Here is a 12,589-nt window from a genome sequence, read left to right as displayed (position 1 = left end):
TCACCCGTCGGCCCCGCACCCGCGGGGGTTGCTCTCCAGCAGCCGCTACTTCAGCGTGGTGCCGGACGTCGGCCCCGCACCCGCGGGGGTTGCTCGGCCCCACGGCTCTCCTCGCGGCTCGGCCGCTGGTCGGCCCCGCAGCCGCGGGGGTTGCTCCCCCGACGACCGGACCCCGGTGGGCATCCTGGAGTCGGCCCCGCACCCGCGGGGGTTGCTCCGACATCCTGCGGATCAGCCGGGTTGAGACGATGTCGGCCCCGCACCCGCGGGGGTTGCTCCAGTTCTCCCGCACGCTGCCCACCGAATCGGGCGTCGGCCCCGCACCAGCGGGGGTTGCTCCTCCATCAGCACGTTGTCCCCGCGCTCCCGCTGGTCGGCCCCGCACCCGCGGGGGTTGCTCGCTGCACACCCGTGCTCCTGCGGCAGGCACCACGTCGGCCCCGCACCCGCGGGGGTTGCTCGATGTCACCGCCCACGCCGCCGTCTGGCCGGTAGTCGGCCCCGCACCCGCGGGGGTTGCTCCCCACACCCACCCATCCCTGACGAGAGGACCAGGTCGGCCCCGCACCCGCGGGGATTGCCACCGCCCTCGCCTCGACCATCCCGGCGGGGTCGGCCCCGCACCCGCGGGGATTGCTCGCGCGTGCTGCCCTACGGCCGCGTGAACTGGGGGCAGTCCCGCACTCGGGGGTTGCTCTCGCCAGCGAGACGAACTTCCTCGATGTGCTCGTCGACCCAAAGAGTCGGGCCCTCGGGACACTGACCTGCCCCACCGGTGTTTGGCGTGGACCTCCTGAAGGCCTGTCTGGCCACTCAACCAGTGCGCATGGAGAACACAAGACAGCGCGCTTGGAGTGGCGGTTGCATTGGAACAGCTGGTAGCGGCGCTGGATCATGCGCGTTGACATCCGGAGTGAGCGGCAGAGCGGCTGGCGCCGCAGCTTGGGTCGTGCCCATTTCGGCCGGTTGACTGTGCAGCGCTGGACAGTGGTAGCGATCGCGCAGGCAGGCATCGTGAGCAGCCCGAAGGAGATAACCTGCTGCTGGCCAAGTTGTTACTCCTTGCCCAGGTACAGCCCCGGCACCTACCCCCGAACACTGCCGAGGAACTCGCCCACCTCATCGCTTCAGCGACCCGAACTTCTGTCCACTGCTGTCGTAGCCACACTTGACAAAAGATCATCAATGGAGCATCGCCCCGCAAGGAGTCATTCGCTCTGAATATTTGTACTCTACACTGAAGTAATTGTGACACTTGAATATCTACTGCAACAACCTATTGGGTATGTTCGACTTCTCGCTCAGTTGACTCCCATTCTCGTTCGCATGGGATGACATTGCCGCCCGGAGGTCGATCACACCCCGCGTGCGCGGGGCCGACCAGCCGCTGGCCGCCGCGCAGCTCGATGCCCTCGACGAGCTACCCCCACAGGCGCGGGGCCGACGCAGTCCGGCCTCTGCGTCTTGAATCACAACGAGAGCTACCCCCGCAGGCGCGGGGCCGACGCCGTGCCGACATCGCCAGGGCCCTCGTCCGTCGAGCTACCCCCGCAGGCGCGGGGCCGACGGTCCACGGCTACCCCGCCTGGCCGGTCGGGGGGAGCTACCCCCGCAGGCGCGGGGCCGACGGGAAGATCGCGCCCAAGCAGGAGTACGCCGAGGAGCTACCCCCGCAGGCGCGGGGCCGACCACCTGATCCCGACCACCTCCGGGCTGGACGCGGAGCTACCCCCGCAGGCGCGGGGCCGACTCGTTCCGGTCGATGGAGACCAGGATCGACGAGGAGCTACCCCCGCAGGCGCGGGGCCGACCCTCGCCGGCAAGAAGTCGAGCCGCCGCACGGCGAGCTACCCCCGCAGGCGCGGGGCCGACACTTGTTGAGCTGCGGCTTTATCGGCGAAGGCGTGCGGAAAGTACCAGTCCGTCAAAGTCGACCGGATGCCAACGATCTCGACCCGCCGTGCGGACCGCCCAGCCCTGCTCGTTGCGAGCCGGCTCGACCAGCACCGCCTGACCATCACCGATCCGACTGGCCAGCAGCTCCCACAGCCGGTCACGGACACGCCGACTCGGATTGCCCACGAACACCCCGGCGTTGACCTCCACCATCCACCGGGTCAGATGCCCTCGAAGCCCTTCTGGTGCGGCGATGAGCACGATCACGCTGGTCACGGTCGCCCCGCTCCATCATCAGGAGTGTCGAACTCCGGGCCGACAACCGCGAGGTACTGCTCGACCATCCCCGGGTCGATCAGGGAGATGACCGTGTCGTCCAGGGGCTCACTGGACCAGTTGACCCCACCAGGAACCGCTCCGGTCTCCTCGTCCCACAACTGGTTCAGGTCCTGGTCGATGTCCTCTGCCTCGATTCCCTCGGGCGTCAGCAGCGTCTTGACGTCACGCACGATGGTGCCGAGCAGGCGGTTCTCCGCGATGCGGTCCCGCAACGCGGTGCGTGCGTCGCGTTCCTGGACCAACCCCCGGGCGGCCAGGTCGAAGGCGAGCGGGATCGTGTACTCGGCCTTGTACAAATCGGCGATGTCCATCACGAAGGAGGTGGCCGCGCCGGTGTGCACGAAGCCGAGTCCGGGGCTGGCGCCCAAGCCGACGATGACGGCGTGGCAGATGCCGTACAGCGCGGCGTTGGCCGCGGAGAGCAGCCGGTTCAGGTCGTCGCCCGCGGCGAAGGGGTCACCGGGCCGATAGACGCGGCCGTTCCAGGGAACACCGGTGCGCCGGGAGTGCGCCTGGTACAGCTTGCGGACCCGGGTGCCTTCCCGACCCCGCAGTTGCCGCATGGTCATCTCGGAGACATCCTCGCCGGGAAACCGCATGCCGTACATCGCACGAGCGACCCCGAGGCGGTGTTTCGGGCGGCTGACCAGCCACGCCTGCCGGTTGAGCAGCCCGGCCCCGCGGCTGGGCCCCAGACCGGAGGCATAGAACCGGACGCCCTGCTCACCGACCCAGCACACGGCGGTGCCGGAGTCACCGAGCAGGTTGACCGCGCCGTGGGTGATGCGGGTGCCCGGCCCCAGCAGCATGACGGCGACCAGCGCCGCGGGCACGCGAACGGTTTCGCGTTTGTTGATGACGACGACGGCGTTCTCGTCTCGGTCGACGTGGCTGCGTTCGACGTAGACGCTGGAGACCCGGTCGACCAGGCGGTGCAGGTCGTGCGGGTCGGCCTTCCACCAGATGTCAGCCACGCGCACCACCGCTTCCCGCCGTGGTGCCCGCCAGCGGGGCGAGGGTGAGCAGTCCGCACCCGTAGGCCTTGCCCGGTCCGATGCCACTGAGCAGTCGCTCGGCGAGCAGGTGGGGGTCGGTCACGCGGAGCCGGCCCTGGAAGGTGGCGGTGTACAGCACCACGGGCGGTTTGCCGTCGCCCTTGCTGAAGCTGCGGCGGTCCCGCGCGATGATGCGCACCTCCCGCGGCGCCTGGTCTGCCTGATCGATGGTCTCAGCCTGATGGGGTGCCTGCTGCTGCCGGTCCTCGATCACCGGGGCGGTTGCCGTGCTGGTCTCAGGCACGTCGAATCCCCACTTGAGGGTCCGAGCCAGAAACCACCGCAGCTGGGCGGCGGCGGTGCGGTGGCCGATGCGGTAGGACCGCGCCCGGTTGGGAACACCCTGGGTCTTCTGCAGGACGGTGGGTTTGGTCGGAGAGGGGGTGTTCTGCACGGGGTTGGCGGTCAGCCGGAAGGCGAATTCGTGGCCGGCGCGCAGCCGCGTCAGCAGCGGCGTGTAGTCGGCGACCGCGGCGTGCTCGCCGTCGGCGTCGGGCCAGCCGGCCTGCTCGACGAGGTGGTTCCAGTCCGGCCGGGACTGGGTGAGGACGAGCAGGTGTGGCCGTCGCGGGTCGTCGGCGTCCAGACGCCAGAGGCTGCGCTCGGCGGTGGGGTGGTCGGGGATCGCGTTCAGCACGGCGGCGTGCAGGGCGCGGGGGTTGGCCAGCAGAGTGCGGCTGGCCGCGCGCAGCGGGTTGATCCTGATGCGAGACAGGTAGGGCATGTGCTTACCAGCCAAGGAGAGCGAAGGGATCGTGGCCTGAATCAGCGTCGCCCGGGTCGGTGGCGGCTCGGTTGTGCTGAACCGTGGTGGGTACCGACAGCCAGGCATGCCGGATGCGACGGGAGGTGAAGGCACGGGCGCGGGGGTCGAAGCTGGTGGGCACGTCGTAGACCCGGTCCTCACCCGTGTCGGGGTCGTCCAACACCACACGCAGATCCACCCGACGCAGATCCACCCGGGGTTGGTCACGGCGTCGCTGAACCCGCTCGGGGGCCTGCCAGGGCTCGGTTGTCAGGGCGGCTTCCAGCGGCCCGTCGCGCAAGCCCAGGCACAGCGGCTGGGTGGGAACGCAGCTGCGGCGACCCAACGCCAGGGGGAACGCCGGCCGGCGCACCGCTTTTTCCAGGCGTTCCAGAAGGTCGCGGGGACCGGCCAGGCCGGCCACGAACACCGCGTCCTCCAGGTAGAAGCGGGTCGTCACGTGGGTGAGCTTGGGCGGCGAGGTCGGCTTCTGCAGCCCCTTGGCTGTGACTCCGGCCTGGGGAAGCGGGCGGCCTCGGTAGTCGCTGACGGTGTGGTAGTCACGGAGCAGCCGGCCAGGGCGGTCGACGCGAACCCCGAGCCGGAGCGCGGTCAGGTCGGTCAGTGACTCGCCCCGCGCTCGCCCGTCGGCCGCCGCGAGCAGGCCGACGATCCCGGACTTGGTGGGTTCGGGTCGGGTGTCGCGCCGGTTGAACGCACTGCGGTCACCCCAGGACTGCAGCGGCCCGGCCAGTCGAAGCAGCAGGACCGCGGGCTCGGCGCCGACACCATCCGAGGGACTGGACCCGGGGGTGGACATCAGGCGTGCTCCCCGAGATCGGCGAGGTAGGTGTTCAGGTCGGTGAGCAGGTCAGCGAAGCTGCGTGCCGGCCCGAACGCCTCCACCAGTGCGGCGGCGGTCTCGTTGTCGTCGGGGAAGCTGTGGCAGAGACCCGTGTGGAGGGGTCGGTCGCCCCACGTGCTGACGGCGGTGTGCTGTTCGCGTGCCAGGCGCCGTGCGGAGGCGGCGGCGATGCCCTGGCCGGGCGGCACGGGGTTCTCGAACGCCGAGACCAGGTTCACCGGTTGATCCGCCCGCACGCTGATCGCCACCAGGTGGGGCAGGGTGCGGTGGGCGAAGGCGTTGCCGTAACCGGTGGGCATGGACCGGACGAACGAGCGCACGAACAACTCCACGGCGCGGCGGGCGGCCTCCGCGTCGGCGAGGTTGTCGAGGAGCTGGTGCAGGCCGATGGAGGCGTAGCGGTACAGGGTGGCCGAGTTGAAGCCGATCGCGCCGATCATGCCGGCGCCCAGCTCCTCGGCTTCATTCTCGTCGTCCACCGCGGTGAAGTAGTCGAACTCCAACTCGGTGGCGTGCGTGGACAAGGCGTGGGCGACCTGGGTGGCGGCGTCGACGTTGAGGGCGGGCACGTCGGCGACCATCCGCCCGAACAGCGCCACGTCCACCGGGTGACCGGTGCCCAACGTCTGAACGATCGGCAGCTTGGCGAGCTCGCTCTTCAGCGCCGAGTCCTCCAGCGCGGCCAGGTCAGCGGCACGCGGTGCGATGAGGTCGGCCACCGCGGCCAGTTGCCGCCGCCCGTAGAAGAGCAGATAGGCCGTGTCGCCGGTCTTCTTCCCCTCCTTGATGCCCAGTGTGGACAGCACGGTGGTGGCCAACCTGCCCGCCGTCTCCGCGTCCACCCCGCTGCTGCGCTCGGTCACCAGTGCCGCCAGCTTGGCGATGACCCTCTTGGTCCGCACCCCTGACTCCGCAACGGGCAGCCCGTGGTCGGTGAACGCCATCCGCGTCGCCCGCTTCCAAGCCTGGGAAGACACCCGGGAACGGCGCACCCCACCGAAATACGCTTCCTTGGGGTTTCCTTGGTCATCACGGTTGAGGTTGGCCGGAGGCACGGTCTGCAGGATGTGAACGTCCAGGTAACGCCGGAAAGCCACTACAGAACTCCAAGGTTGAGGTGGCGGCGGCAACCGCCAGAAGAAAGACAGCAAGAGGAATTCACGGCGACACAACAGCGTCGCGCGATGTGGTGGGGAACGCGCGGGGCCGGGTGACGCCGGTCAGGGCGAGGCGTCCTGACCGTTCTCCTTGGGTGTGGAACTCCAGTCGAAGTAGGCCAGCCCCCAGTAACGGCGCACCTGTTGACGACCGTCGCTTCGATGCCAGTAGTGCACATCCCGCAGCAGCAGGTCGTAGTCCACCGGGATCGCCTGGCTCCGAAGCTGTTCGACCAGGCCACGCAACCGGTAGGCGAACGCGGACACACTCGTCGTGTTCACGGTCGCCGTCACACGCCGGTCGAGCGCTTCTTCACCGAACTTGCCGCTCTGCCGCAGGCGCCGCAACGCTCGCCCGATGCTCAGGCCCGGCTTGTGCATCGGAGAGCGGTGGCCCTGCTGGTGCAACCCGAACAAGGACAGCGCCACATGCTCGGCGACCTGCTCGTCGGACACCTTTCCACGCCGTGCGAGGTAGTCATCGATGGGGCAGGTGTAGAAGCGCACCAGCGCGATCGCCGATCCCGCGGGGCGGTTCAGCCCGGTGCGCAGCGCCGCCAGGTCCTCGCCCGGCGGGATGCGGCCATCCTGCCGCCACTTCCCAGCATCGCCGATCCACCGCGACCAGTAGCGCGGTGGAGTCTTCTCGGTCATGGTTCCTCAGGCTTCGGTAGTCGGGTCCTCGCCCGGCTCACCCCTCGCGGCGGTGGCACGCGGCAGGATGCGGTCGAGCTGGCGACGGAATCCAGCTTCAGCGGTGGCGAGACGATAGGTGCGTTGTTGCCGGTCGACCGTGATGGTGCGGCCGAGGAACGCACTGCCGGGAACAGCTGCCATCAAACGGTCAGCGACCCGCTGGGCCACCGTGCGAGCCTTGCGTTCCCAGGCCAGGTGCCCACGTTCGACCAGGTCGAAGTCCTCGCCGGCCGTGCGCAGCCCGGCCAGCAGCCGCCGGACCAGATCGTCGAGGGCGTGCAGGACCACATCACCGGGCCGCTGCCCCTTGTCCCACGGCATCGGCTCGGCCCCCAACGCACGGCGCAGGTCGGCCGACAGGTTGTTCAGCGCGCGGGCCAGGTCCTCGGCCTGGGAGACGACCTCCAGGATGGTGGCCCTGGCCAACGAATCCAGGTCCAGCGCGGCCAGTGGCAGGGGAATCGAGTCGACGATCACGTCCTCGACAACCGCGGACTGGGTGCCGTAGACCACGCCGGTCACCTCGATCTGCAACGGGTAGTCCGAGGGCATCTCCTCCCGTCGCGCGTTGAGCTCGTCGAGCAGGATGCTGGTCTCGAATCCCTGGGCCTTCGCGGTGGCCTCACGGCCTTCGCGGCTCAACGCCAGCAGTGCGTCCAGACCTCGCCACACAGCCTTGCCCGGCTGGTGCCGGCGAGGTCTGCGCGGCAGAACCTGGCGCTGCTTGCCCCGTCCCGACTTGCCGCCCGCACGCCCCGTGGATTCCAGTGTCCACGTGGTGTGCGGCTCGAAGTCGGGCACCTGACTCAGCCGGTCTCCCGCCGCGATGATGACCCGTGACACCCGCACACCGTCATCGGTCTGCTCGGGCAGCAGCCGGATGCGTCGGGACTGCCACGTCCACAGGTCCAACAACCCGGTCGCGGCCCTCGTCTGCCAGGCCGGCAACGCGACCGAGTCGGTCTCCTCCACGCGACCGTTGGTGTTCCTCCGCGTCCATTGTGGACGGTCATCGGAGCGCAGTGATGGGCCGCTGGGCAGGTTCAGCAGTATCGTGTCGTAGAGGGTGCGACCGATCGGCATGACCACCCCGAGCTGCCCGAGAGGCCCTGTGGGGTTGCCCGTTGTCTTTCCCGCCTTGACTTTCGGGTCGTTCACCGCGCCGGTCTTGATGGCGGCGGTGTCCCAGCACTGGGCGTGGAGCAACCACCGAGCCGCCTGTTGCGGAGTCAACTCCAGCGGGTCGGCATCCGACCTGGCCGAGAACAGCGGCACGTTGTTGCCGGTAGCCGCCGTCACCACCAGCAGCGCTGTCCCCTTCGTCTCCCCGCTGACCGCGGTCAAGCCCGCGACCTGGCCGAACGGGTCGGTCTCGTCGAACAGTTCAAAGCGGTGGCGATACTTGTCGAGGTAGCGTTCCAGCGCGGCGCGCTGGTCATCGACGAACTTCCCCTGGTCGAAGAGTGCCGCCCACTCACTGGTGTCTCGGGGGCGGCCGAGCGCGGCGAGCACGATCGGCAGCAGCAACTGACGGAACAGCGCGGGCTTTTGCGTGGGAAAGTCCACGAGGAGATCGTCGAACTCGTGCGCGTTGAGCAGGAGATCCCGTAGCGAGTGCTCGGTCGCCTCCCCACTGTCGCGGGGATAGGCGAGCAGCCACGGGTCATCCACTAAGTTGACCATGTGCCCCCCGGCCAAACTGGCTATGTTTTGCGGACACGAAGAGTATCAGCCTGTCACCCCTGGTCACCAGTTGGGTATGTTGGGGTGCCCCGCGACGCACGAGTTGTTGCGGGCTGAGGGGGTGACCCTTGGCTGTGTTTTGTGACGGTGCAAGGGTTTTGTGTTGGCCCCGCACTTGCGGGGAAGAGTCCCAGGCGCCCCTCACACCCAGCTCGGTTATTTCTCATCGGTCATGGGGTCGTCTCCTCCACCAAGCCGAGTTCCTTGTCGTAGCGCAGGGTGGTGCCGTTGGGCAGGCAGAAGGGTTGCCCGTCGACCGTGGCACGCCCAGCTTCGTCCAGCACGAGGGCGAGACTGTGCCGCAGCCAGGGATGCCCGTACCACCCCGCCAGCGGTGTCAGGCGTTCCAGGGCGAGGTCAGTGAATTTCGACGGCAGGCGCACTGTCGCGCCGAGCACTTCGTCAAGCAGTTCCGATGCGACGTCGCCGTTGTGCGTCAACGCCCGCCCAGCCAGCGTGCGATAGCGGTCCCCGTCGTGGACCACCAGGATCACCTCGACGCTGCGCTCACCATCGCGAACGAGGGCTTCCACAGCTTTCTCGGTCCCACCGGCGGATGCGCCAGCGAAGTGCAGTCCCGCCAACGTCCGGTTCTCGTGCTCGCCCAACCGCGTCAGCAAGTAGGTGTCAGCCTGTTCCGCGCGCGTGCGCTGGCGTTGTTCCCACTCCTGCCACGCCGCCTGTTCGGCACCCCGCCAGTCCTCCGGCACCACCGGACAGGTCGGGTCGTAGACCCGAGCCACCAGCTCAGGCACCTGACTGGGAACCTTCCACCCCTGCCCCGGTTCCCCCGCGCTGGCCTGGTGATCAGCCGGGTGCGGGGCACAGTCTTCGGTGTCGGGGTTCCTTTCGTCCAGTGTGGACTCCGCAGCGGCGCGCAGGACCTCAGCGGCCGAGCGCTGCAACAGGTAACGGCCGTAGATGCCCTCACTGGCGTACAGGATGTCCGGCACCGCCCCCGCACCAGGATCGAATCCCGTGACCACCACGCGTGGCCTGTCGACGCCGGGGGGACGGTCGATGCCGTCGTGCCGGTGCAGTCTGCCGATCCGCTGCAGCAGCAGATCGATTGTGGTCAGATCGGTGACCAGCAAGTCACTGTCCACATCGAACGATTGTTCTGCCAACTGGGTGGCGACCAGCACAAAACGCCGCGGACGTCGGATTTTCGTCTCGTCTGCGGAGGTCTCGGATCCGGAGCTACCACGTGCGGATGTCTCGGCGGGCTCAGCGTGTCCGGCGGCAGGGCCGAGCAGGTTCAGGCAGCGCTCGGTGCGGTCGGCTCGCTCCTGGGTGGCGAGGCGGGCGTGCAGCAGCGCGACGTCCTCCCCGAACCAGTCCGGCTGGCGCAGCAGCTCGTAGAGCGACTGGGCCCGAGCCACGGTGTTGCGGATCACCAGCGCGCATCCACCGTCCTGAAGGCGCCGCTTGAGCAGTCGCGCCACGGCAAGGTCAGCAGCCTCTTGAGCCTGACGCCGCTGGTCGCGGTTGGCCCTCTTGCCGGGGATGCGCTCGGCGAGCACCTCCACGTCGACATCCAGGTCGGCTCGCCAGGGCGTGGTGTCCCGGGACGTGATCACCGGCGTGTGGCTGGTCGGGTCGATCCAGGCAGTCGTCACACACGGGTAGCCCGCTGCTCGGATGGGCTTGTCGAGGGTGAACTCCTCCCGAGAGGCCGCGCCGGCCAGGTAGGCCTCAACGAGCTGCTGCCGCTGTGCTGGCGGCAGGGTCGCTGACAGCAGCACGACCGGAACCCGAGCCTGTCCCAGCCACCGCAAGCCTTCGGTGAGGAACCGGGACATGTAGACGTCGGCGGCATGAACCTCGTCCAGCACCACGACCTTGCCCATCAGACCGGACATGCGCAGCATCACGTGCTTGGTGCGTGTCGCCGCCAACAACAACTGGTCGATGGTGCCGACCACGAACGGGCACAACAGCCCTCGTTTGGCTCCCAAGAACCACTCCGCCGGCACCTGCCGTTCCCCCTGCCCCACCGCCCGGTTCGGGGTGACGCCGTACAGGTCGTCGTCTTCCGCCATCCCGAACTCGTCCACTCCACCAAACCGCTCCTGGGAGCCGTCTCGGGAGGACTCCAGCAGCCGCCGCCACTCGGCGTTGAACATGCGCTTGCCGTGCAGCAGCGCCACCTGCGTGGGCAACGCCGGGTCAATCCCCTCAAGCCATGTCCGCACCTGGGTGAAGATCGGGTCGCTGGTGGCTTGGGTCGGCATACCCACGAACACGCCGTCGGCGCCGAACCGAGCGGCCAAGATCTCTGCGGCGACCAACGCCGCCTTGGTCTTCCCCTCTCCCATCGGGGCCTCAACCACCACCAAACCGGGGTCGGTCATCGCCCGGACAACCTCGATGACCAGCTTCTGCGACTGACGGGCTGGATCATGGAAGCGCTCCTCGAACACCCCTGGCCCAGGCTCGGAGCGGGCACCCCAACCACCACGCAGACCCAACTCGGCCCACGCGCGCTCGGCACGACCGCGTGAGGCCTCGATACTCACCCGCGAGAGATCGTCGACGCCCGTGAAGTGGTTCTCATCGCTGGCGATCCAGTCCGCCATCACCACCAGCCCACTCAGGTGCAGCTGCGCAGCCCGCGACGGCACCACCGCCGGCTGCACTGCTTTCAGGTCAGGGAATCCGAGTTCACGAGTGAGCAGCTCGATCACCACCTGCTGGACCCGCTGCCAGTCGCAGTTGCCCCGCAGTTGTCCCTTGGCTTTGCGTGGCTCCGGCAATTGCCCCTCAGAGGGAAACAGGCCATGGTGGCCCGCCACCAACGGCCAGACCCAGGCCACCTGGTCGGGGTGCCATCCGGCCTGCCGCAGCGCGTGCCGCAGCAAGTAGCCACCCGCGCGGTCGTGCCGCCAGCGGCTTCGCGCGGCGGTGGGCTCATTCCAGGTCAGCCCCGCGTCCCTGACGGCTTGCGCGCCTTCAGGCCAGAGACGCTGATGGGCAGGCGTGGCCTTACCGCAATCGTGGATCCCACACAGCCACGCGAACAGCTTCCGGCCTCGCCCATGGCCGCCTGCGACCTCATCGAGCAAATCCCGTGTTGCCGGGGCGAGATAGCGATCCCAGATCACCTCACCCACCGCAGCGGTGTCCACCAGGTGCGACATCAACAGATTCGTGACACCGCCGGCCTTCTCTTTCGACTTCCCCCACACAACACCCAACCAGCGCTCGATCCGCGGATCGTCCTCGAACTGCACACAACCCCCCTTGGTCTTGGCAGCACTCAGCGCGAGGAGCGTATAAAGCGACCCTGACAGTTTCGGACAGCCCGGCACGTCAGGACGGAAGCCGCCCATGCCCATCTCCCCGTGCCCGCCGAACCAACCGCACATCGCAGCCCGTAGACGGCTTACTGGAACCGCTCAGTCAGCTCCACCCGACCCACAGGCAACCAGGAACCACATCAACCCCAAGACGTCATCCTCGAAGCTCCTGGACAAAATGAGCACCCAAGTGAGATAAAGCGCCAGGTCAGGAAGTGTCGGCCCCGCACCCGCGGGGGTTGCTCTTGTTGATTCGCATGCTTTGGTATTCAGCGCGAGTCGGCCCCGCACCCGCGGGGGTTGCTCGCTGGGCGTGTCCAGCCACCGCCACCCGGTCCCGTCGGCCCCGCACCCGCGGGGGTTGCTCCAGGGGAGGATCCATGACCGACGACGTCAGGCCGTCGGCCCCGCACCCGCGGGGGTTGCTCCGTCACGCTGACGGTGGCCTCGCGGATCAGGTCGTCGGCCCCGCACCCGCGGGGGTTGCTCCTGTGGCCGTACTCGGTCAGGGGGCGCACCGGGTCGGCCCCGCACCCGCGGGGGTTGCTCGGCGCAGATGGTCGGACTCGGACCACGCCCGGGGTCAGCCCCGCACCCGCGGGGGTTGCTCCCCTGACCTCAGCTTCGTTGCCGACGTCCTGTGGTCGGCCCCGCACCCGCGGGGGTTGCTCCTTGGTGCGCCTGCCGGTGGAGGTGTGGGCCACGTCGGCCCCGCACCCGCGGGGGTTGCTCCGTCTGCTGGTCGGGAGGTGACGCCGGGTCTCCGTCGGCCCCGCACCCGCGGGGGTTGCTCC

Annotated in this window: 8 protein-coding genes and 2 CRISPR repeat arrays; all 8 genes read right to left on the bottom strand. The window is 68.8% G+C overall.

The window, feature by feature from the left end; genetic code table 11:
• Positions 1–6: 6 nt before the first annotated feature.
• Positions 7–639: a CRISPR direct-repeat array (repeat unit 28 nt; unit sequence GTCGGCCCCGCACCCGCGGGGGTTGCTC).
• Between the two features lie 1,251 nt (positions 640–1,890).
• Positions 1,891–2,172 carry a type I-E CRISPR-associated endoribonuclease Cas2e gene (gene cas2e / locus LX83_RS17485; protein ID WP_253772606.1) on the bottom strand — a complete coding sequence of 94 codons (282 nt, stop codon included), beginning with the start codon at positions 2,170–2,172 and terminating at the stop codon, positions 1,891–1,893.
• Positions 2,169–3,209 (bottom strand): type I-E CRISPR-associated endonuclease Cas1e, encoded by a 1,041-nt coding sequence (gene cas1e, locus LX83_RS17480; protein ID WP_253772603.1) that lies wholly within the window; start codon positions 3,207–3,209, stop codon positions 2,169–2,171. Before cas1e ends, cas2e begins: the two co-directional genes overlap by 4 nt.
• The gene (gene cas6e / locus LX83_RS17475) at positions 3,202–4,014 is read right to left on the bottom strand and encodes a type I-E CRISPR-associated protein Cas6/Cse3/CasE (protein ID WP_253772601.1); all 813 of its coding nucleotides are present in this window, start codon (positions 4,012–4,014) and stop codon (positions 3,202–3,204) included. The genes cas1e and cas6e overlap by 8 nt, the downstream gene beginning before the upstream one ends.
• A 4-nt stretch (positions 4,015–4,018) precedes the next feature.
• Positions 4,019–4,855, bottom strand: coding sequence for a type I-E CRISPR-associated protein Cas5/CasD (gene cas5e, locus LX83_RS17470; protein ID WP_253772599.1), 837 nt, complete (start codon positions 4,853–4,855; stop codon positions 4,019–4,021).
• Positions 4,855–5,997 carry a type I-E CRISPR-associated protein Cas7/Cse4/CasC gene (cas7e, locus tag LX83_RS17465; RefSeq protein WP_308203996.1) on the bottom strand — a complete coding sequence of 381 codons (1,143 nt, stop codon included), beginning with the start codon at positions 5,995–5,997 and terminating at the stop codon, positions 4,855–4,857. Before cas7e ends, cas5e begins: the two co-directional genes overlap by 1 nt.
• A 123-nt stretch (positions 5,998–6,120) precedes the next feature.
• Complete coding sequence (gene casB / locus LX83_RS17460) at positions 6,121–6,711, bottom strand: type I-E CRISPR-associated protein Cse2/CasB (RefSeq protein WP_253772597.1); 591 nt, start codon at positions 6,709–6,711, stop codon at positions 6,121–6,123.
• A gap of 6 nt (positions 6,712–6,717) precedes the next feature.
• On the bottom strand, positions 6,718–8,424 hold the full coding sequence (gene casA / locus LX83_RS17455; RefSeq protein ID WP_253772595.1) for a type I-E CRISPR-associated protein Cse1/CasA: 1,707 nt from the start codon (positions 8,422–8,424) through the stop codon (positions 6,718–6,720).
• A 242-nt stretch (positions 8,425–8,666) separates the two neighbouring features.
• Entirely contained in the window at positions 8,667–11,828 is a 3,162-nt protein-coding gene (gene cas3 / locus LX83_RS17450) for a CRISPR-associated helicase Cas3' (protein WP_253772593.1), read from the bottom strand.
• 184 nt (positions 11,829–12,012) lie between these two features.
• Positions 12,013–12,588: direct repeats of the CRISPR family, unit length 28 nt; unit sequence GTCGGCCCCGCACCCGCGGGGGTTGCTC.
• Between the last annotated feature and the right edge of the window lies 1 nt (position 12,589).

This window comes from Goodfellowiella coeruleoviolacea, from assembly GCF_024171785.1.
Lineage (GTDB): Bacteria > Actinomycetota > Actinomycetes > Mycobacteriales > Pseudonocardiaceae > Goodfellowiella > Goodfellowiella coeruleoviolacea.
The sequence above is the reverse complement of the archived record's forward strand: the minus strand, read 5'-3'. Positions and strand labels throughout refer to the sequence as shown.